Source organism: Herbaspirillum robiniae, from assembly GCF_002213415.1.
In the GTDB taxonomy this organism is placed as follows: Bacteria; Pseudomonadota; Gammaproteobacteria; order Burkholderiales; family Burkholderiaceae_D; genus Herbaspirillum; species Herbaspirillum robiniae.
The window spans coordinates 80,446-100,546 of record NZ_NJGU01000009.1; the positions used below are offsets into that span (position 1 = coordinate 80,446).

At 64.4% G+C, this 20,101-nt stretch carries 16 protein-coding genes; 10 read left to right on the top strand and 6 right to left on the bottom strand.

Annotated features, from left to right (window positions below; genetic code table 11):
* Window positions 1-71: 71 nt before the first annotated feature.
* The 3 genes from CEJ42_RS16995 to CEJ42_RS17005 form a co-directional block, all read right to left on the bottom strand.
* Window positions 72-1,346, bottom strand: a complete 1,275-nt coding sequence (locus tag CEJ42_RS16995; RefSeq protein WP_088751929.1) for a tyrosine-type recombinase/integrase — start codon at window positions 1,344-1,346, stop codon at window positions 72-74.
* A gap of 127 nt (window positions 1,347-1,473) precedes the next feature.
* Window positions 1,474-2,004, bottom strand: coding sequence for a single-stranded DNA-binding protein (gene ssb / locus CEJ42_RS17000; RefSeq protein WP_088751930.1), 531 nt, complete (start codon window positions 2,002-2,004; stop codon window positions 1,474-1,476).
* An 18-nt stretch (window positions 2,005-2,022) separates the two neighbouring features.
* Window positions 2,023-3,231: an MFS transporter gene (locus CEJ42_RS17005; RefSeq protein ID WP_175354751.1), complete on the bottom strand. Its 1,209-nt coding sequence runs from the start codon at window positions 3,229-3,231 to the stop codon at window positions 2,023-2,025.
* Between CEJ42_RS17005 and CEJ42_RS24720 the strand changes: the two genes are divergently transcribed.
* The 4 genes from CEJ42_RS24720 to CEJ42_RS17020 all read left to right on the top strand — a co-directional run bounded on the left by CEJ42_RS24720 (window position 3,188) and on the right by CEJ42_RS17020 (window position 9,535).
* Window positions 3,188-3,577 (top strand): hypothetical protein, encoded by a 390-nt coding sequence (locus tag CEJ42_RS24720; protein ID WP_165774456.1) that lies wholly within the window; start codon window positions 3,188-3,190, stop codon window positions 3,575-3,577. The genes CEJ42_RS17005 and CEJ42_RS24720 overlap by 44 nt on opposite strands.
* Before the next feature lie 143 nt (window positions 3,578-3,720).
* Complete coding sequence (locus CEJ42_RS17010; protein ID WP_088751932.1) at window positions 3,721-5,490, top strand: ArnT family glycosyltransferase; 1,770 nt, start codon at window positions 3,721-3,723, stop codon at window positions 5,488-5,490.
* Window positions 5,491-5,708: 218 nt separating this feature from the next.
* Window positions 5,709-8,564 (top strand): excinuclease ABC subunit UvrA, encoded by a 2,856-nt coding sequence (uvrA, locus tag CEJ42_RS17015; protein ID WP_088751933.1) that lies wholly within the window; start codon window positions 5,709-5,711, stop codon window positions 8,562-8,564.
* A gap of 203 nt (window positions 8,565-8,767) precedes the next feature.
* Window positions 8,768-9,535, top strand: a complete 768-nt coding sequence (locus tag CEJ42_RS17020; RefSeq protein ID WP_088751934.1) for a phytanoyl-CoA dioxygenase family protein — start codon at window positions 8,768-8,770, stop codon at window positions 9,533-9,535.
* Window positions 9,536-9,616: 81 nt separating this feature from the next.
* Here CEJ42_RS17020 and CEJ42_RS17025 read toward each other — a convergent pair whose 3' ends face one another.
* From CEJ42_RS17025 to CEJ42_RS17035, 3 genes are all read right to left on the bottom strand, one after another.
* Entirely contained in the window at window positions 9,617-11,353 is a 1,737-nt protein-coding gene (locus CEJ42_RS17025; protein WP_088751935.1) for a methyl-accepting chemotaxis protein, read from the bottom strand.
* Between the two features lie 174 nt (window positions 11,354-11,527).
* Window positions 11,528-12,442 (bottom strand): AEC family transporter, encoded by a 915-nt coding sequence (locus tag CEJ42_RS17030; RefSeq protein ID WP_088751936.1) that lies wholly within the window; start codon window positions 12,440-12,442, stop codon window positions 11,528-11,530.
* A gap of 27 nt (window positions 12,443-12,469) precedes the next feature.
* Window positions 12,470-14,461, bottom strand: a complete 1,992-nt coding sequence (locus CEJ42_RS17035; RefSeq protein WP_079218195.1) for a monovalent cation:proton antiporter family protein — start codon at window positions 14,459-14,461, stop codon at window positions 12,470-12,472.
* 362 nt (window positions 14,462-14,823) lie between these two features.
* Here CEJ42_RS17035 and CEJ42_RS17040 point away from each other — a divergent pair, with 362 nt between their 5' ends.
* The 6 genes from CEJ42_RS17040 to CEJ42_RS17065 all read left to right on the top strand — a co-directional run bounded on the left by CEJ42_RS17040 (window position 14,824) and on the right by CEJ42_RS17065 (window position 19,973).
* Complete coding sequence (locus CEJ42_RS17040; protein ID WP_088751937.1) at window positions 14,824-15,852, top strand: KpsF/GutQ family sugar-phosphate isomerase; 1,029 nt, start codon at window positions 14,824-14,826, stop codon at window positions 15,850-15,852.
* Window positions 15,852-16,415, top strand: a complete 564-nt coding sequence (locus tag CEJ42_RS17045) for a KdsC family phosphatase (protein ID WP_088751938.1) — start codon at window positions 15,852-15,854, stop codon at window positions 16,413-16,415. The genes CEJ42_RS17040 and CEJ42_RS17045 overlap by 1 nt, the downstream gene beginning before the upstream one ends.
* Complete coding sequence (gene lptC, locus CEJ42_RS17050) at window positions 16,412-17,020, top strand: LPS export ABC transporter periplasmic protein LptC (protein ID WP_079218192.1); 609 nt, start codon at window positions 16,412-16,414, stop codon at window positions 17,018-17,020. The genes CEJ42_RS17045 and lptC overlap by 4 nt, the downstream gene beginning before the upstream one ends.
* 43 nt (window positions 17,021-17,063) lie before the next feature.
* On the top strand, window positions 17,064-17,651 hold the full coding sequence (lptA, locus tag CEJ42_RS17055) for a lipopolysaccharide transport periplasmic protein LptA (RefSeq protein ID WP_079218191.1): 588 nt from the start codon (window positions 17,064-17,066) through the stop codon (window positions 17,649-17,651).
* A 1-nt stretch (window position 17,652) separates the two neighbouring features.
* Window positions 17,653-18,393, top strand: coding sequence for an LPS export ABC transporter ATP-binding protein (gene lptB, locus CEJ42_RS17060; protein ID WP_079218190.1), 741 nt, complete (start codon window positions 17,653-17,655; stop codon window positions 18,391-18,393).
* Window positions 18,394-18,476: 83 nt separating this feature from the next.
* Window positions 18,477-19,973 carry an RNA polymerase factor sigma-54 gene (locus tag CEJ42_RS17065; RefSeq protein WP_088751939.1) on the top strand — a complete coding sequence of 499 codons (1,497 nt, stop codon included), beginning with the start codon at window positions 18,477-18,479 and terminating at the stop codon, window positions 19,971-19,973.
* Window positions 19,974-20,101 lie beyond the last annotated feature (128 nt).

Genomic DNA, 20,101 nt, shown 5'->3' on the forward strand with positions numbered 1-20,101 from the left:
CTCCTCCACGGGTCCGGACATTGCTTGGAAGAGCGCCGGCAGACCGCGCATTGATCTGTGAATCCGAGGCGTTAATCGCCGCCATTTTTTGGTTTCACCATGTTGTTTTGTAGCTGAAGCGAGGCCTCTCGTGCCTTCCGCTCGATTTCCCGCCGTGTATAGCTTGCGGCGGTATTCGATGTCTCCGACCAACCCATTACCTGAGACCGGATCTTCTTTTCCATTTCTTGGTCGAGGCCCTGTTCATCGGCAATACTAGAGAAGTTGTAGTTGTACGTATGGCGGAACAAGTGGGGGTAGACGTCGGGAAACTCAGGGTGCCGCCTGCACAGCACATCAAATATCTTGTTCAACCCACGAAGCGAGAGGGGAGCCCCGCCATTTGCGACGAAGAGGAAGCCGTGCTTCCGCGCCTTGGGGAACCGGTGCCGCGCCTCAAGGATGTACTGCCGTGTGAGCCGCGCCAGGTCATCGCTTATCGCAAGAAGGCGGGCGGCCGTCTTGGCATTGGGCTGTTGGACACGCGGATCGCTCGGGTCATCCGCGCGGCGAGCGATGAATGCCTCGTTCGCCCTAAAATCCACGTCGGTGATCCGTACGCCGAGAAGCTCACCACGACGGATGCCGAGCCCCATAAACCAGCGGACGATGAGTTCGTTGCGAATTCTAGCGTGCTGCCCTTCCCACGGATTCTCCGCTGAACGAGGGTCAACAATTTCCCAGAGACGCGCTTGCGCCGCCTCTCCGATCGCCCGGCGGCCGCGGGCGCTATTGCGGCTTTTGCCGGCAGGTATCCGAGCTGCCAGGCCGGATACCGTCGTCTCACAGGCATTAAAGAGCGTCTCTCTCGATGGATGGTATGCACTCAGACCTAGCAGACGCCTATCCGCCAGCCAGCGTATGAACTGCCGGATATATCTTAGGCGCACGGCAGCAGAATCGCCTGCGACCTCCTGGAAACTTTTCTTTGCCTTGACGCGGAAGCTTTCGAGGGAAGTAACTGCGCGCTTCGACACGGTCGCTGCCGCTTCGACCTGAGTCTCAATGTCCGACATGGGAAAGCGACAGAACTGCGCCAGAGCATCGAGCTCCCCTAATTCGAGCAATCGCCCTTCCAGCATGCGCTTATCGAGGTCAATTCCATGTCTATCACAAAACAGTAGAAACACCTTCACGGCACGTAGCACCTGCTCGATGGTGGCGCTCGCCCGGTTGCGGGCACGATACTCAGTTAGCGTAAAGACTGTCGGATCGAACAATGGCATGCCAGTACCGACCTCGACCAGTATAGGAAAGCGCTCACCCGACTCAAAAACAGAAGTTCTGACAGTGTAGCGCTCGACCATTTATTTACACCTCAAAAAGTGCCGAATTCATAGCACCATACTCCTAAGTGTAAAAAATGCAAATAAGAAAAAAGCCCGTAACCACAAGGGTTACGGGCCACTAATTACATTTCTTTAAAAGTGCTCGTCAGAACGGAATATCGTCGTCCTCGAAATTGGAGGCCGGGCGCTGGGCCGGCTGCTGGCGCGGAGCACCGCCGCCGCCACCGCCCATGCCGCCACCACCACCGCCGCCGGCATTCTGGCGCGGCGCGCCGCCGTAACCACCGCCGCCGCCACCGCCGTAGCTGCCTTCGTCCATCGAGCCGCCGCCACCGCCGCCCTGACGGCTGCCCAGCATCTGCATGGTGTCGGCGATGATTTCGGTGGTGTAGCGCTCGACGCCTTCCTTGTCTTGCCACTTGCGGGTCTGCAGGCGGCCTTCGACGTAGATCTGCGAGCCCTTCTTCAGGTACTGGCCGGCGATTTCAGCCAGCTTGCGGTAGAAGGTGATGCGGTGCCACTCGGTGAGCTCTTTCTTCTCGCCGCTGTTCTTGTCCTTCCAGCTTTCGGTCGTGGCGACGGCGATGTTGGTGACGGCTTCGCCGTTCGGCATGTAGCGCGTTTCCGGATCGCGTCCGAGGTTGCCGACGATGATGACTTTGTTGACCGATGCCATTGTTTCTCCTGAAATACGTTAGGCAGTTGCACTTGCCGCGTGCGCGCCGCGCCGGGGCAGGTTTTTCATGTTAGCCGCGATTATAAGCCAGGACAGGCTGGCCACAGCACTCAAGGCGAAGACCGCGGACACACTTACATTTTGTTTGAGCCAGCCGCCCAGGGCGCCGCCGCAGAACAGGCCCAGCGCCTGCATCGTGTTGTAGACGCCCAGCGCCGAGCCCTTGGCCGCCGGCGGCGCAATGCGCGACACCAGCGACGGCTGCGACGCCTCCAGGATATTGAAGGCGACAAAGAACAGGAACAGCAGCGCCACCAGCACCCACCAGTGGGCCGACGGCTGCATGAGCGACTGGCTCAGGACGGCCCAGAAACCCAGCTGCACCAGCAGCAGCAAGGCGATGGAGGCGACGAACACCTGCTTCATCCGGCCGTGCTTCTCGGCCACGAACACCGGCGGCAGCATCAGCACGAAGGACGCCAGCACCACCGGCAGGTAGATCTTCCAGTGCTCGTCCACGGCGATGCCGGAGTACTGCACCAGCGCGCCCGGCAGCACCACGAACATGGCCAGCTGCGTCATGTGCAGCGTGAAGACGCCGAAGTTCAGGCGCATCAGCTCGGGATGGCGCAACACCTCCCCCAGCGGCACGCGGCGCGCCTTGACCATCGGCGCGTCCGGCACCACCCACAGCACCACGGCGATGGCGAGCACCGACAGCACGCCGGTCAACCCGAAGATGCCGCCCATGCCGACCAGCCGGTACAGCACCGGCGACGCCACCAGCGAAATCGCAAAGGTCAGGCCGATGGAGGCGCCGACCATGGCCATGGCCTTGGTGCGGTGCTCTTCGCGGGTGGAGTCGGCGATGAAGGCGGTGATGGCCGCCGAGATCGCGCCGGCGCCCTGGATGGCGCGCCCGGCAATCACCCAGGCCACGCTGTCGGCCGCCGCGGCGATGAAGGAGCCCAGGGCGAACAGCACCAGGCCGATCACGATGATGCGCTTGCGGCCGTACTTGTCGGAAGCCATGCCGAACGGGATCTGGCCGAACGACTGCGCCAGGCCGTAGATGCCCATCGCCAGGCCGACCAGCGCGGCATTGTCGCCGCCGGGCAGGCCCTTGGCATAGACCGCGAACACCGGCAGGATCAGGAACAGGCCCAGCATGCGCAAGGCGAAGATGGACGCCAGCGACGCCGAGGCGCGCACTTCGGCGCGCGACATGCCGGCTTTTTCGGGCTGTGCGGATGAGCTGAGGGACTGGGTCATGACAAACGTGGCGGCCGCGCAATCTGGGTGCGCGCTGGCTGTGGGACAAAAACGCTATGGTAACAGCATCGGCCGCCGCTCCGGAGGGCGGCAGGCGATAGACCTTATGCAGGCGAAGTACTTCCATGTGCGGCATCAATCCAACACTTCATTTCCCCTTCAGGAAAAATTCAGTGGCGACAGAGCAAACTGTCATTTGTTTGTAAGAATTTATGCAAAAATGCCTGGTTGCTCATTTTTCTTCACTATCCATAAAAGCCGCCGGTACGCGACGTTCGCTCGCGTTTCCAAAAAGCAATAATCACCGCCAGGGGAAAGAAGCAACCGCTCGGTATTGAGGGGGAAGCCTGGGTCGTTTCGCGGCGATGTTGCCATTTCTGCGTATTCCCATGCTTTGAGTTTTGTTTTTCTTGTCGGCATCGGCCGGCTGGCGCGCGTACATCAATGTTTTTCTTCATTTCCGCTCCTGAAACCAAGCAGGGGCAAACGATTTCTGCAACCTCATCGGCCAGGTACGGCCGCAGCGATGCGCCCACGCGCGCCGCCTTGCTGCTGCTGGCCTTCATCGCCTGTGCCTGGCTGCTGCCCGGCATCTTCGACCACGGTCCGTGGAAGCAGGACGAAACCTATACCTTCGGCATCATCCATCACATGCTGGTCTCGGGCGACTACCTGGTGCCCACCAACGCCGGCCAGCCGTTCATGGAAAAGCCGCCGCTGTACTACTGGACGGCGGTCCTGTTCGCCAAGGCCTTCCATCCGCTGCTGGGCTACCACGACGGCGCCCGGCTGGCCAGCGTGTTCTACAACCTCATCACGCTGTTCTTCGTGGCGCGGATCGCGCAAATGATCTGGAACGAACGCAGCATCCTGAGCGTGCCGGTGCTGGGCACGCTGGCGCTGTTCGCCGGCTCGCCGGGCATGATCAAGCACGCCCACGACATGTTCACCGACGTCGCGCTGGTCTGCGGCGGCGCCATGGCCACCTACGGCCTGCTGGCCATCGCCCGGAACGAGAAGCGCGGCACTCCCGCCCTGGCGGCCGCGCTCTGGTTCGGCCTGGGGGTGGGCATCACCGAGATGACCAAGGGCCTGTTCGTGCCGCTGACCTTCGCCGCCACCGCGATGTGCGTCGGCGCGCTGGTGCGCGAGTGCCGCACCTGGTCCTACTGGAAGATGGTGGGTATCGCGGTGCTGGTGTCGCTGCCCTTCTTCGTGGTGTGGCCGGCGCTGCTGGCGCAGCACTCGGTGCCGCTGTTCATGGAATGGTTCTGGGACAACAACGTCGGCCGCTTCTTCGGTTTCTCGGTCGCCAAGCTCGGCTCGGACAACGACCAGGCCGTCATCCTGCGCGCGCTGAGCGGGTTCGCCCTGCCGGGCTCGGTGCTGGCGCTGCTGGCGCTGGCCACCGGCGACTGGCGCCGCATCGGACAGCCGCACATCGCGCTGCCGCTGGCCTTCGCCGCCATCAGCCTGGCCGTGCTGCAGAGTTCGGCCACCGCCCGCCAGCTCTACCTGCTGCCGATCCTGCTGCCGCTGATCATGGTCGGCGCCCATGCGGTGCCGCGCCTGCCGGACTGGCTGCACATCGTCTGGGACTGGTTCGCGCGCATCGGCTTCGGCCTGATCTCGGCGGTGATCTGGGCAACCTATGTGGTGTCGACCATGTCGCCGCAGTACCACCACTGGATCGCCTACTTCGGCAAATGGCTGCCGCTGGGCTTCGTCACGCCGTTCCAGCCGCTGGCCGTGGCCGGGGCCGCCGCCATGACGGCCTGCTGGCTGTGGGCGCTGAACAAGTTCAAGCTCGGCGGCAAGTGGCGCGGCGCCTTCAGCTGGTTCGCCGGCATCACCCTGATGTGGGGCCTGGCCTATACCCTGCTGCTGCCCTGGGGCGACTTCGGCAAGAGCTACGAATACGTGTACGGCCGCCTCGACGACAAGATCTCCCACGCCTGGAAGGCCGGCGACTGCATGGCCAGCGAAAACCTGGGCGAGTCCGAGGCGCCCATGCTGTATTACTACACCGGCATCCTGCACCAGCCCATCGACGGCATCAACCAGACCGCCTGCAACTGGGTGATCCTGCAGACGCCCGGCCTGGCGCCGTTGCCCGAAGGCGACTGGACGCCGTTCTGGGAAGGCAGCCGCGACGGCGACGACGCGCAGGTGCTGAAGGTCTACCGCCGCAGCGAACCGGCGCCCAAATCCTGACCCTGTTGCCATCATCGCAACGCAAAAAGCCGGCCTCCCGCCGGCTTTTTTTCTTGCGCCGCTTTCATTTCGGCGCGGCGTTCCCATATGGGTTCCCTGCCGCGCCGGCGCACCCTGCCGGCTGTTTGCAGTCCTGTTATAGTTACATGTTGTCCCACCGTTCCCCCGCATACGTCCACGCGCTTTGCGGCGGCAGGAAAACCTAGCTGAAGGCATCCATGGAAGAAATTCGCATTCGCGGCGCGCGCACGCATAACCTGAAGAATATCAACCTAGACCTCCCCCGCAACAAGCTGATCGTGATTACCGGCCTGTCCGGCTCGGGCAAGTCTTCGCTGGCGTTCGATACCTTGTACGCCGAAGGCCAGCGCCGCTACGTCGAATCGCTGTCGGCCTACGCGCGCCAGTTCCTGCAGCTGATGGAAAAGCCCGACGTCGACATGATCGAAGGCCTGTCGCCGGCGATCTCGATCGAGCAGAAGGCGACCTCGCACAATCCGCGCTCCACCGTCGGCACCGTCACCGAAATCCACGATTACCTGCGCCTGCTGTACGCCCGCGTGGGCACGCCCTATTGCCCCGACCATCCGGAACATCCGCTGGAGGCGCAATCGGTGTCGCAGATGGTGGATGCCGTGCTGGCGCTGCCCGAAGACACCAAGCTGATGATCATGGCGCCGGTGGTGGCCAACCGCAAGGGCGAGCATGCCGACCTGTTCGAAGAGATGCAGGCGCAGGGCTTCATCCGCTTCCGCATCCAGAGCGGCACCGGCGCGGCCAAGGTGTATGAGGTCGACGAACTGCCCAAGCTGAAGAAGACCGAAAAGCACACCATCGACGTCGTGATCGATCGGGTGAAAGTCAAAGCCGACATCAAGCAGCGCCTGGCCGAGAGCTTCGAGACCGCGCTGCGCCTGGCCGAAGGCCGCGCCATCGCGCTCGAGATGGACGGCGGCCGCGAGCACCTCTACTCCAACAAGTTCGCCTGCCCGATCTGCGGCTACTCGCTGCAGGAGCTGGAACCGCGCCTGTTCTCGTTCAACAACCCGATGGGCGCCTGTCCCGAATGCGACGGCCTGGGCCATATCGAGTTCTTCGACCCCAAGCGCATCGTCGCCTTCCCCAACCTGTCGCTGGCCTCCGGCGCGATCAAGGGCTGGGACCGCCGCAACCAGTTCTATTTCCAGATGCTCACCAGCATCGCCGCCTACTACGGCTTCGACCTCGACGTGCCCTTCGAGCAGCTCGACGACAAGGCCCAGCAGGCCGTGCTGTTCGGCTCCGGGCGCCAGACGATCCCGTTCGCCTATGTGAACGAGCGCGGCCGCACCGTGGTCAAGGAGCACACCTTCGAAGGCGTGGTCAACAACCTGCAGCGCCGCTACCGCGAGACCGATTCGATGGCGGTCAAGGAAGAGCTGGCCAAGTTCATCAATGAAAAGCAGTGCCCGTCCTGCCACGGCGCCCGCCTGCGGGTGGAAGCGCGCTACGTGAAGGTCGGCGCCGGCCGCCAGCAGCGCGCCATCTATGAGGTGGCCGCCACGCCGCTGCGCGAGACCCTGCACTTTTTCGAGACCCTGAAGCTGACCGGCGCCAAGAAAGAGATCGCCGACCGCATCATCAAGGAAATCGTCTCGCGCCTGAAATTCCTCAACAACGTCGGCCTCGATTACCTGTCGCTGGAACGCAGCGCCGATACGCTCTCCGGCGGCGAGGCCCAGCGCATCCGCCTGGCTTCGCAGATCGGCTCCGGCCTGACCGGCGTGATGTACGTGCTCGATGAGCCGTCCATCGGCCTGCACCAGCGCGACAACGATCGCCTCATCGATACCCTGAAGCACCTGCGCGACATCGGCAACACGGTGCTGGTGGTGGAGCACGACGAGGACGCCATCCGCACCGCCGACTTCGTGGTCGACATGGGCATCGGCGCCGGCGCACACGGCGGCGACGTAATCGCCCAGGGCACGCTGCCCGACATCCTGAAGAACAAGAAGTCGCTGACCGCCAAGTACCTCAACGGCACGCTGGAAATCGCCGTGCCCAAGAAGCGCACGCCCTGCGACGAAGAGCGCATGCTGACCATCACCGGCGCCACCGGCAACAACCTGAAGAACGTCGACCTGGAACTGCCGGTGGGCCTGTTGACCTGCGTGACCGGCGTGTCCGGCTCGGGCAAGTCGACGCTGGTCAACGACACGCTGTACCTGTCGGCCGCGCGCCACCTGTACGGCTCGCAGACCGAACCGGCGGCGCACGAGGCGATCGGCGGCCTGGAGCATTTCGACAAGGTGATCGCGGTCGACCAGGCGCCCATCGGCCGTACCCCGCGCTCCAACCCGGCCACCTACACCGGCCTGTTCACGCCGATCCGCGACCTGTTCGCCACGGTGCCGATGGCCAAGGAGCGCGGCTACAGCGCCGGACGCTTCTCGTTCAACGTCAAGGGCGGCCGCTGCGAAGCCTGCCAGGGCGACGGCGTGATCAAGGTCGAGATGCACTTCCTGCCGGACGTGTACGTGCCCTGCGACGTCTGCCACGGCAAGCGCTACAACCGCGAAACGCTGGAAGTGCAGTACAAGGGCAAGAACATCACCGAGATCCTCGACATGACGGTGGAGGACGCCCACGAGTTCTTCAAACCGGTGCCGCTGATCGCGCGCAAGCTGCAGACGCTCTTGGACGTCGGCCTGGGCTACATCAAGCTGGGCCAGAGCGCGACCACCCTCTCGGGCGGCGAGGCGCAGCGCGTGAAGCTGTCTCTGGAACTGTCCAAGCGCGACACCGGCCGCACGCTCTACATCCTGGACGAGCCGACCACCGGCCTGCACTTCCATGACATCGACCTGCTGCTGAAGGTGATCCATCGCCTGCGCGACCAGGGCAACACGGTGACCATCATCGAGCACAACCTGGACGTCATCAAGACCGCCGACTGGATCATCGACCTCGGTCCCGAAGGCGGCGCGGGCGGCGGCAAGATCGTCGCGGCCGGCACGCCCGAGGATGTGGCCAAGAACCCGGCCAGCGTCACCGGCAAGTACCTGGGACCGTTGCTGAAGAAGAAAAAGTAGGAAATAGTCAGGCCGGCTTGAGCGCGCGCAAACGATACAGATAAATCCGCCATCTGTATCTTGCGCGCCGGCGGCAAGGGCATACAGTCATGCGTTTCGGTCTGTGTGCTGCTCTGTGGCCGCCTGGCGCACAATAGGCACACGATAAGCACGAGATAGGCGGGCCGCGCAAGCGCTCCGCCGTGCAACCCAGGAAGTCCATCATGTCGAACCCGTTGTCCCCGTCCCAGGTCGAGACCTTCAAGAAGGAAGGCTATCTCTTGCTCAAAGGCATGGTCGCGCCCGCGCAGCGCGAACGCCTGATGGCCGTCACCCAGGATCACCTGCGCCGCGCCGTCGAACCGCTGGAATACGAAGCCGAGGTCGGCTACGAGGGCGCCCCTGCTTCGCTGGAAGCCGAAGGCGGCCGCACCGCCCGGCGCCTGCGCGCAGCCTGGCAGCGCCACGAAGCCTACCGCGAATGGGCCGCCGATCCGCGCCTGGTGGCGATGCTGCACCAGCTGTTCGGCGAACCGGCCTGCATCACGCTGTCGCACCACAACTGCGTGATGACCAAGCACCCCACCTTCGGCACCGCCACCGGCTGGCACCGCGACATCCGCTACTGGTCGTTTCCCCGCAACGAGCTGATCTCGGTGTGGCTGGCGCTGGGCACCGAAACCCCGGAAAACGGCGCGCTCAAGTTCATCCCCGGCTCGCACCTGCTGCAGCTGCAGCCCGAGCAGATGGACGAACTCGATTTCCTGCGCCCCGAAGTGCCGGCCAACCAGCCGCTGTTCGCCCAGGGCGTGTCGCCTTCGCTGGAGCCGGGCGACGTGGTGCTGTTCCACAGCGGGCTGTTCCATGCGGCCGGACGCAACGACAGCGACCAGGTCAAGTGCTCGGCGGTGTTCGCCTATCACGGCAAGAGCAATGCGCCGGTGCCCGGCACGCGCTCGGCGGCGTCGGAAGATATCCAGCTGGATGCCTGATCCCGGTGCCAGCAAGCGTCGGCAACGTCAGAAACAAAAAAGCGCAGCCGAGGCTGCGCTTTTTCATTGACGCCGGCGGCGTCAGAACTGCTCCCAATCCTCATCCGACCCGGCAGCCAGCTTGGGCGAGGCCGAAGCCGGCGCCGCCAGTTTGGGGGATGCGCTCCTGGCCGCAGCGGCGGCCCTGGGTGCGCTTGCCTTGGGCGCTGCGACCGGTTTGGCCGCCGGCGCGGCGGATACCGGGGACGCCACCGACGCCGCGGCCGCGGCGTGCATGCCGTGCAGGCGGAACACGCTGACCGCCGTGGACAGGCGCGAGGCCTGCTCCTGCAGCGACTGCGCGGCGGCGGCGGCCTCTTCGACCAGTGCGGCGTTCTGCTGCGTGGTCTCGTCCATCTGCGTGACGGCGCGGTTGATCTCTTCGATGCCCGAGCTCTGCTCCTGGCTGGCCGCGGTGATCTCGCCCATCACGTCGGTCACGCGCCGCACGCTGGCCACCACTTCATCCATGGTTTCGCCGGCCTGCGCCACCAGCGTGCTGCCGTTGCCGACCTTGCTGACCGAATCGTCGATCAGGGCCTTGATCTCCTTGGCCGCCGACGCCGAGCGCTGGGCCAGCGAACGCACTTCGGAAGCCACCACCGCGAAGCCGCGGCCCTGCTCGCCGGCGCGGGCGGCTTCAACCGCTGCATTCAATGCGAGGATGTTGGTCTGGAAGGCAATGCCGTCGATCACGCTGATGATGTCGACGATCTTGCGCGAGGAGTCGTTGATCGAGCTCATGGTGTCGACCACCTGGCGCACCACGTCGCCGCCGCGCGAGGCCACGTCCGAGGCCGAGGCGGCCAGCTGGTTGGCCTGGCGCGCGTTGTCGGCGTTCTGCTTGACGGTGGAGGTCAGCTCCTCCATGGCCGAGGCGGTTTCTTCCAGCGAACCGGCCTGCTGCTCGGTGCGCGAGGACAGGTCGAGGTTGCCGGTAGCGATCTCGGCGGCGGCCGTGTTGATGGTGTCGGTGCTGGTGCGCACTTCGCCGACGATGCGCAGCAGATTGCCGTTCATCTCCTTGAGCGCCTGCATCAGCTGGCCGGTCTCGTCGCGGCTGCGCACTTCGATGTCTTGCGTCAGGTCGCCGGCGGCCACGCCCTGCGCCACCTTGACGGCCTGTTCCAGCGGACGCGAGATGGCGCGCACCAGGATGAAGCCCATGAATATTGCCACCGCCAGGCCGATCGCGATGGCGGCGATCATCACGCCGACCAGGGTCTGGTAGCGGCGTTGCGCGTCTTCGTACAGTTCACGGCCGACGCGGCGCTGCAGGTCCATCAGCTGGGTCATGGTGGCGTGCGCCTGGTTGAAGAGCTGCAGCATGGCGCCGTTGTACAGGTCGCTGGCGCCCTGGAAGTCGCGGTTGCGCAAGGCCTCGGCGGCCGGCTTGACGCCTTCGGCGATGAACTTCTGGCGCTGCGGGACGAACTTGTCGACCAGCGTCTTTTCTTCGGGGGTGAGGTAGGTGTCGAGGTATTCCTTGAGCACCTTGTCGCTGTCCTTGACGGTCTTTTCCAGCTTGTCCATGCCCTTGTCGATTTCGCCGGAGTCGCCGACGATGGCGGTGGAAATACCGTAACGCCCGGTGTCCAGGCCTGCCGCGACCTCTTCCAGTTGCGACAGCGCGACCAACCGGTCTTCATAGAGGGAGCGCATCTGCGCATTGGTCGAGTTGAGGCTGACCAGCCCGAGCACGCCCGAGGCGACCAGCAGGACTGCGAGAAAACCGATTACGAAGATCAGGCGCGCCTTGATCGTCAATTTGCTGAACATATGCATCCCCTTGCATCATAGCTATAGGCGCCGCAGCAACACGATGTCGCTGCAGCCGCTCCCCAATTTATACTCCGGCGCCCAGCCGGCGATATCGGGGAATACCGTAGCTAAGGCCAAGCATTTCCCGTACCAGGCGTTGCCCGGCGGCAGCTTCTGTTTCCGGTGGGGAATTCAGTGCTCGGGCAAACCCAGCCACAGCCCGAAGGGAACGAAGACGATCGCGGCCAGATTGCCCATGAGCACGATGGCGGCGACCTTGTCAGGCTCCTGCCGGTACTGCTCGGCCACCATGAAGCACAGCACCGCCGGCGGCAGCGCCGCGAACAGGTACATCTCGCCGCGTTGCACGGCGGTCAGGGGCAGCAGCTGGTCCAGCAGCAGCGCGCAGAGCAGCCCGGCAAGCGGGCATACCGCCGCGCCGACCAGGCCGATGTGCCAGCTCCTGAAGCTGATGTCCATCATGCGCACGCCCAGCGAAAACAGCATGATGGGAATGCTGGCCTCGCCCAGCAGCTTCATGGCCGAGAACAGCGGCCCCGGCACGCTGATGCGAAACACCGCGAACAGCACGCCCAGGATCATCGCCAGCATGATGGGGCTCGACAGCAGGCGCAGCAGGGAGCCGGGGCGCTGCTCGCGGCCCGACTGGATCATCTTCACGCACAGCGAAAAGTAGACGAAGGTGGACGCCGTGAACAAGGCCACCGCCGCCGGCAGCGCATCCTGCCCGAAGGCCAGCAGCAGCAGCGGCAGGCCCATGTTGCCGCCGTTGTTGTACATCATCGGCGGCAGGAAGGTGCGGCGGTCGTAGCCCAGCGCCCGCGCCACCGGCCAGGCCAGCAGGCCCGAGCCCAGCGAGATCAGCACGCTGGCCAGGATCAGCCAGGCGTTGTGGTACAGGTCGAAGGACTTGGACGAGAGCGCGCTGAAAATCATCAGCGGCGCCAGGGCTTCCATCGACACGCGGTTGACCGACGCCATGTCCATGCGCACCACCTCCCCGCGCCAGCGGGCATAGCCGTAACCCATGCCGATGATGGCGAAGACCGGCAGGATGATGGAGGCGATGCGCTGGATGAGTTCCATGGGGACGGCAGGCGCAAGAAGCGCCGGTTATTTGCTGAGCAGGCGCTTTTCCGCCCGCAGGATGTTTTCGGAAGTGCCGCGCAGCACGACGATGTCGCCGCCCATCAGGATGGTGTCTTCGGCGGCCTCGACGCGCTGCTTGCCGCGCCTGAGCATGGTGACCTCGGCGCCGCATTGCTGCGCCAGGTCGAGCTCGGCCAGGGTCCGGCCGATGGCGCTGGCGCCGTCGATCAGGGTCACCGACTGCAGGCGCACGTTCATGCCGTCGCTGTCGTCGTCGACGTCCGAGGCGCCATGGAAATAGCCGCGCAGGGAGGCATAGCGCTCGTCGCGCGCGTCCTGCACGCGGTGCACCACGCGCCGCAGCGGCACGCCCAGCATCACCAGCGCGTGCGAGGCCAGCATCAGGCTGCCTTCCAGCGCTTCCGGCACGACCTCGGTGGCGCCGGCGGCGAGCAGCGTTTCCAGATCGGCGTCGTCATAGCTGCGCACGATCACGGGCAGCTCGGGCTCGAGCTCGGCGGCGTGGTGCAGCACCTTCAACGCCGACGGCGTGCTGGCATAGGTCACCACCAGGGCCGCGGCGCGGTGGATGCCGGCCGCCACCAGGCTCTCGCGGCGCGCGGCGTCGCCGTAGGACACGTTGGCGCCGCCGCTGCGCGCGTCCTGCACCAGCTCGGGATCCATTTCCAGCGCATGGTAGGCGATGCCCTCCTCTTCCAGCAGGCGCGCCAGGCTTTGCCCGCTGCGGCCGAAGCCGGCGATGATCACGTGCTTCTGCGCGTTCATGGTGCGGGTGGCCAGTTGGGTCAGCGCCAGCGACTGCAGCATCCATTCATTGGCCGACAGCTTCATGACGATGGCGTCCGACCTGGCGAGGATGAAAGGCGTGGCCAGCATGGACAGCACCATCGCCGCCAGGATCGCCTGGATCAGCAGCGGGTCGATCAGCTTCAGGGCGCCGGCCTGGTTCAGCAGCACGAAACCGAATTCGCCGGCCTGCGCCAGCGCCAGGCCGGTACGCAGCGCCACGCCGGTGGAAGAACCGAACAGGCGCGACAGCGCGGCGATCAGGCCGAACTTGAGCAGCACCGGTCCGCTCAGCAGCAACAGCACCATGAACCAGTGCTCGATCAGCATACGCACATCGAGCAGCATGCCGATGGTGATGAAGAACAGCCCCAGCAGCACGTCGCGGAAGGACTTGATGTCTTCCTCCACCTGGTGCTTGAACTCGGTCTCGGAGATCAGCATGCCGGCGATGAACGCGCCCAGCGCCAGCGACAGGCCCGCCTTCTCGGTGATCCAGGCCGCGCCCAGCGTAATCAGCAGCAGGTTCAGCATGAACAGCTCCTGCGAGCGGCGCTTGACCACGATCTTGAACCAGCCGCGCATGAGCTTGTGGCCGAAGAACAGCAGCAGCGCCAGCACGATCATGGCCTTGGACACCGCCCAGCCCAGCGTCACCAGCAGGTTGCCGGAGTTGTTGGCCAGCGCCGGGACGACGATCAACAGCGGCACCAGCGCCAGATCCTGGAACAGCAGTACGCCCAGGATGCGGCGGCCGTGCTCGGTCTCGAGCTCCAGCCTTTCGGTGAGCAGCTTGGAGACGATCGCGGTGGAAGACATGGTGAGCGCGCCGCCCAGCGCGAAGGCAGCCTGCCAGCTGATGGCCGCGACCTGGGGCAGGAAGTAGGCCACCAGCCAGCCGAACACCATGGTCACGGCGATGGTCGCTACCACCTGCGCCACGCCCAGGCCGAAGACGATGTGGCGCATGGCCGACAGCTTGTTGAGCGAGAACTCCAGCCCGATCGAGAACATCAGGAACACCACGCCGAACTCGGCCAGCGCATGCGTGGTTTCGTTGTCTTCGGCAAAACCCAGGCCGTGCGGCCCGATCACGATGCCGACCACCAGGTAGCCCAGCATGGGCGGCAGGTGCATCATGCGGAAGGCGACCACGCCCAGCACCGCCGCGGCCAGCAGGAATAAGGTCAGTTCCAGTCCAGAAAACATGTGTGGATGATTCGCTTGTTATTTATATGGGCTGAACTATGCGAACCAGCCTAGCGAGAAACGTGCCCGCAGTGCCCCGGTTTGCGCCGCGGATGCAGCCCGCACCGCAGTGGCGGCACCGTGCGCGCATGCCATGTTGGTGCAGGCGGGCCGGCGTGGGGAAGGCCGGTTTCATGTGATAATGACAAGCCGTTAGCGCACGCGCTGTTTGCAGCGCAACCACCGGCCCGTCTCCGCCCTGCCGCAAAGGCTGTTGCAAGCATGCTGCATCGCAACCGTCGCATGCACGCCCTCGCCGTCAATCAGGCACTCCCTTACATCTGGCAAGTTTTTTGCTTTGCTAATTCGTTTATACTTCGGTTATGAGTGTAACCGATGACCAAACCACGCCCGCATCTTTTTCGGCCGGGGATGCCCGCCGCGCGCTTGAACTGGCGCGCCAGACCCTGCAGATCGAAGCCGATGCCATCCTGGCGCTGAAGAACCGCCTGTCCGACGACAGCGCCGAACCGCTTGCCCAAGCCGTGCGCATCTTGCTGGAATGCAAGGGCCGCGCCGTCGTCTCGGGCATCGGCAAATCCGGCCATATCGGCCGCAAGATCGCGGCCACCCTGGCCTCGACCGGCACCCCATCACTGTTCATGCACCCGGCCGAAGCCGCCCACGGCGACCTCGGCATGGTCACGCCGAAAGACGTCTTCATCGCCATCTCCAACTCCGGCGAGACCGCCGAGCTGCTGGCCATCGTCCCCATCGTCAAGCGCATGGGCGCGGTGATCATCGGCATGACCGGCAACGACGACTCCAGCCTGGCCAAAATGTCCGCCGTCCACCTGAACGTGGGCGTGGACAAGGAAGCCTGTACCCTGAACCTGGCGCCGACGGCCAGCACCACGGCCACGCTGGCCATGGGCGACGCCCTGGCGGTATCGCTGCTGGACGCGCGCGGCTTCATGGAAGAGGATTTCGCACGCTCCCACCCGGGCGGCGCGCTGGGCCGCCGCCTGCTGACCCATGTGCGCGACGTCATGCGCAGCGGCGAGGCGATCCCGGCGGTGCGCCCGGATGTCTCGCTGTCGCAGGCGCTGATGGAAATCACCCGCAAGGGCATGGCCATGACGGCGGTGGTGGACGACCAATTCCGCCCGGTCGGCGTGTTCACCGACGGCGACCTGCGCCGCCTGCTGGAGCGCGGCCACGATTTCACCAAGTCGTCGATCGCCGAAGTGATGCATGCCGGCCCGCGTACCGTGAACCAGGACCAGCTGGCGGTGGACGCCGTGCAGCTGATGGAAGAATTCCGCATCAACCAGTTGCTGGTGACCGATGCGCAGGGCGTGCTGGTGGGCGCGCTGCACATCCACGACCTGACCCGCGCCAAGGTGATCTGATGACGTCCGCGCCCGCCAGTTCTTTTGCCAGCACCTTCGATCCGGCCGTCCTGGCAAAGGCCGCGGCGACGCGGCTGATGATCTTCGACGTCGACGGCGTGCTGACCGACGGCGGGCTGTTCTACGGCGAAGACGGCGAATCGGTGAAACGCTTCAACGCGCTGGACGGCCACGGCATCAAGATGATGCAGCAGTTCGGCACGGCCGCGGCCATCGTCACCGCGCGCCAGTCCCCCTTCGTCCTGCGCCGCGCCAAGGACCTGGGCATCGCCCATGTGTTCCAGGGCGTGCATGACAAGCGCCAGGCCTTCGAACAGCTGCTGCAGCAGACCGGCCTGCAGGCCGGCAGCTGCGGCTACCTGGGCGACGATGTCATCGACCTGCCGGTGCTCACGCGCGTGGGCTTCAAGGCCTGCGTGGCCAACGGGCACCGCGAAGTCAAATCGCGCTGCGACTACGTGACCACCGCCACCGGCGGCAACGGCGCGGTGCGCGAAGTCTGCGACCTGCTGCTGGCCGCGCAGGGCAACTACGAGGCGGCGCTGGCGCCGTACCTGGCATGAGCAATCGCAGCGGCGAACGCGCGGCCGACCGCATCCGCCTGGGCGTGATCCTGGTGGTGCTGATCGCGCTCTCCCTGGGAACGTTCTGGGTGCTGCAAAGCATCCGCAACAGCGGCGACCAGAAGCTGGCCGATCGCCCGCGCACCAAGCCCGATTACTACCTCGAGAACTTCAGCTACGTGAAGCTGGGCCCGACCGGCCTGCCGCGCTATGACGTCTCGGGCGTGAAGATGGTCCACTTTCCGGCCGACGATTCCTTCGAGATCACCAAGCCGGTGGTGCACAGCCTGGACAAGGCCAAGCCGCCGATGGAGCTGTATTCGAACACGGCCCGCGTCACCGACGACCAGACGCAGATCCACATGTACGGCAACGCCAACGCCATCCGCGGCGCGGCCGACGGCCGCGATCCCATGCACCTGGTATCGGAATACCTGCTGCTGCTGCCGGACGATGAAATCGTGAAGACCGACAAGCCGGTTGCCATGACGATGGGCACCACCAGATTGAACGGAGTGGGCATGCTCGCCAACAACGCCACGCAGGTCGTGCAGCTGTTCGGCAACGTGCGCGGACACTACGAACCGACAACGAAGAAACGCTGAACCATTACAACAAGATCGCCAAGAACCGACCAGACAGGGATATATGAAACGCTCATTCTTACTGCCGTTGCTGCTGCTGGCTGCCGTGTGCGGCGTGGCCCGCGCCGAAAAGGCCGATTCCACCAAGCCGACCAACATCGAAGCCGACCAGATGGTCTATGACGATGTGCGCCAGGTGAAGACCTTCACCGGCAATGTGGTGCTCACCCGCGGCACGCTGCTGATCAAGGCCGGCCGCGTGGTGCTGACCACCGACCAGTACGGTTATGAGTACGCCGTGCTGTACGCCGCGCAAGGCTCGCTGGCGAGCTTCCGCCAGAAGCGCGACGGCGGCCCTGACCTGTGGATCGAAGGCCAGGCCGAACGCATCGAGTATTCCGAGCAGACCGAGATTTCCAAGCTGTTCCAGCGCGCCCACATCCAGCGCATGGACGGCAAGCGCGTGACCGATGAAGTCAACGGCGAGTTCATCTCGTACGACAGCCGCGCCGAGTTCTATTCGGTCAACAACACCTCCAGCGGCGAAAGCAAGCCGGGCGCCGGCCGCATCACCGCGGTGATCCAGCCCAAGACCCCGCCGGCGCAACCGCCGCAGCAAGCTGCTCCGGCCCAGCCCGGGAAGGGTCAGTAAGATGGCGAGCTCGCTGGTAGTCCGCGGACTGAAGAAAAGCTATGGCGCGCGCCAGGTGGTGCGCGATGTCTCGATGGAAGTCCAGAGCGGTGAAGTGGTGGGCCTGCTGGGTCCCAACGGCGCCGGCAAGACGACCTCGTTCTACATGATCGTGGGCCTGGTGCCGTCCGACGGCGGCGAGATTGACCTCGACGGCGCCGCCATCTCGAGCATGCCCATCCACAAGCGCGCCACGCTGGGCTTGTCCTACCTGCCGCAGGAAGCGTCGGTGTTTCGCAAGCTGTCGGTGGAAGACAATATCCGCGCCGTGCTCGAACTGCGCCGCGAAAACGGCAAGCCGCTCTCGCGCGACGAAATCGAAGGCCGCCTGAACAACCTGCTGCACGAACTGCAGATCGAGAAGCTGCGCGACAGCCAGGCGCTCTCGCTGTCGGGCGGCGAGCGCCGCCGCGTCGAGATCGCGCGGGCGCTGGCCACCGATCCGCGCTTCGTGCTGCTGGACGAACCGTTCGCCGGCATCGACCCGATCGCGGTGATCGAGATCCAGCGCATCGTGCGCTTCCTGAAAGAGCGCGGCATCGGCGTGCTGATCACCGACCACAACGTGCGCGAGACGCTGGGCATCTGCGACCGCGCCTACATCATCAACCAGGGCACGGTGCTGGCCAGCGGCAGCCCGGACGACATCATCGCCAATGAATCCGTGCGACGCGTCTACCTGGGCGAACACTTCCGCATGTGAACAGTAGCGGCAGAGCGCGACACTGCAGCAATCGAGACAAACAAAGGCATTTACCGGCCGACCACGCGGCGTCCTGAATACAGATGAAACAGTCGCTCCAGTTACGTACCTCGCAGCACCTCGCATTGACGCCGCAATTGCAGCAGTCGATCAGGCTGCTGCAATTGTCGACCCTGGAGCTGCATCAGGAGCTGGAGCAGATCCTGTCGGACAATCCCTTGCTCGAACGCCTGGACGACGCGCTGGACAATTCCGTGCGCCTGCTGGCCGACGGCGCGGTATCCTCCTCGCCCTCCAGCGGCGTGGCCGAAACCGGCGGCGACGGCAACGCCGATGCCGCGGCTCCCGCTGCCAGCGGCGACGGCGAATCCAGTTTCGAATACCAGGACAACGCCCCCGAGAACGCCGTCAGCGGCGAAGCGGAATGGAGCTTCGACGACGTCGCCCGCAGCGGCAAATCGTCGGACGACGAAGACGCGCGCCCGCAGCTGGAAGCGCACGAAATCACGCTGCGCGAACACCTGCTGGAGCAGATCCGCGTGACCGCGCGCACCCACCGCGACCGCGCGCTGCTGGAACTGCTCACCGACGCGCTGGACGACAGCGGCTATCTTGAAGAGCCGCTGGAAGACATCCTCGCGCGCCTGCCCGAAGAGCTGGGCATCGATCTCGAAGAACTGGCGATATCGCTCAAGCTGCTGCAGAGCCTGGACCCGGCCGGCGTCGGCGCGCGCAGCCCCAGCGAATGCCTGGCGCTGCAGATCCGCCGCCTGCCCAAGGTGCCGTTCGTGACACGCAAGCTGGCGCTGAAGATCGTGGAAGACTACCTGCCGCTGTTCGCGCAGCGCGACTTCAACAAGATCAAGAAGGCGCTCGACTGCGACGACGAGGACCTGCGCGAGGCGCAGGCGGTGATCCGCCAGTGCCGTCCGCACCCCGGTGCGGAATTCGCGCGCGACGCGTCCGACTATGTGGTGCCGGACGTGATTGTCAAACAGACAAAGAGCGGCTGGCAGGTCCTGCTCAACCATGACGTGATGCCCAAGCTGCGCGTGAACGCCATGTATGCGAGCGCGCTGAAGCAGTCCAAAGGCGAAGTTTCCCTCACGTCACAGCTGCAGGAAGCGAAGTGGCTGATCAAGAATATGCGGCAACGTTTCGATACAATTTTGCGCGTCGCCCAGGCTATTGTCGAACGTCAAAGAAATTTCTTTTCGCACGGCGCCGTCGCCATGCGCCCCCTTGTGCTGCGTGAAATTGCTGATACACTGGGTCTACACGAGAGCACAATCTCTCGCGTGACGACTCAGAAATACATGCTTACGCCGCACGGCATGTTTGAGTTGAAATACTTCTTCGGCAGCCACGTCGCAACGGAAACCGGAGGTGAAGCTTCCTCCACCGCGATCCGGGCGCTGATCAAACAGTTGATAGGAGCTGAAAACCCGCAGACCCCATTATCCGATAGCAAGATTGCGGATATGCTGGCAGAACAAGGCATGGTGGTCGCGCGACGCACAGTCGCTAAATACCGCGAAGTGCTGAAGATTCCACCAGTCAATCTCCGCAAATCCCTCTGAGTTTTTCCTCAGTTTTTCTGTAGTACTGACAGCCGTCGCTGTGTTCAGGCAAGCATCCATGCCCTCTGACACGAACGCTGTGCTCTCCAGGTGTATTGGATGAGATGCACGAACCTCCAGTGACTTCA

Bases quoted from the DNA above. Each gene is read 5' to 3' on its own strand.
- CEJ42_RS24720 (WP_165774456.1), top strand. From the start codon at position 3,188: ATGGACGCCAGCGACGCCGAGGCGCGCACTTCGGCGCGCGACATGCCG.
- CEJ42_RS17045 (WP_088751938.1), top strand. From the start codon at position 15,852: ATGACGTCCGCGCCCGCCAGTTCTTTTGCCAGCACCTTCGATCCGGCC.
- CEJ42_RS17020 (WP_088751934.1), top strand. From the start codon at position 8,768: ATGTCGAACCCGTTGTCCCCGTCCCAGGTCGAGACCTTCAAGAAGGAA.
- lptA (WP_079218191.1), top strand. From the start codon at position 17,064: ATGAAACGCTCATTCTTACTGCCGTTGCTGCTGCTGGCTGCCGTGTGC.
- CEJ42_RS17005 (WP_175354751.1), bottom strand. From the start codon at position 3,231: ATGTCGCGCGCCGAAGTGCGCGCCTCGGCGTCGCTGGCGTCCATCTTC.
- lptB (WP_079218190.1), top strand. From the start codon at position 17,653: ATGGCGAGCTCGCTGGTAGTCCGCGGACTGAAGAAAAGCTATGGCGCG.
- CEJ42_RS17030 (WP_088751936.1), bottom strand. From the start codon at position 12,442: ATGGAACTCATCCAGCGCATCGCCTCCATCATCCTGCCGGTCTTCGCC.
- CEJ42_RS17010 (WP_088751932.1), top strand. From the start codon at position 3,721: ATGTTTTTCTTCATTTCCGCTCCTGAAACCAAGCAGGGGCAAACGATT.
- uvrA (WP_088751933.1), top strand. From the start codon at position 5,709: ATGGAAGAAATTCGCATTCGCGGCGCGCGCACGCATAACCTGAAGAAT.
- ssb (WP_088751930.1), bottom strand. From the start codon at position 2,004: ATGGCATCGGTCAACAAAGTCATCATCGTCGGCAACCTCGGACGCGAT.
- CEJ42_RS17025 (WP_088751935.1), bottom strand. From the start codon at position 11,353: ATGTTCAGCAAATTGACGATCAAGGCGCGCCTGATCTTCGTAATCGGT.
- CEJ42_RS16995 (WP_088751929.1), bottom strand. From the start codon at position 1,346: ATGGTCGAGCGCTACACTGTCAGAACTTCTGTTTTTGAGTCGGGTGAG.
- CEJ42_RS17065 (WP_088751939.1), top strand. From the start codon at position 18,477: ATGAAACAGTCGCTCCAGTTACGTACCTCGCAGCACCTCGCATTGACG.
- CEJ42_RS17035 (WP_079218195.1), bottom strand. From the start codon at position 14,461: ATGTTTTCTGGACTGGAACTGACCTTATTCCTGCTGGCCGCGGCGGTG.
- CEJ42_RS17040 (WP_088751937.1), top strand. From the start codon at position 14,824: ATGAGTGTAACCGATGACCAAACCACGCCCGCATCTTTTTCGGCCGGG.
- lptC (WP_079218192.1), top strand. From the start codon at position 16,412: ATGAGCAATCGCAGCGGCGAACGCGCGGCCGACCGCATCCGCCTGGGC.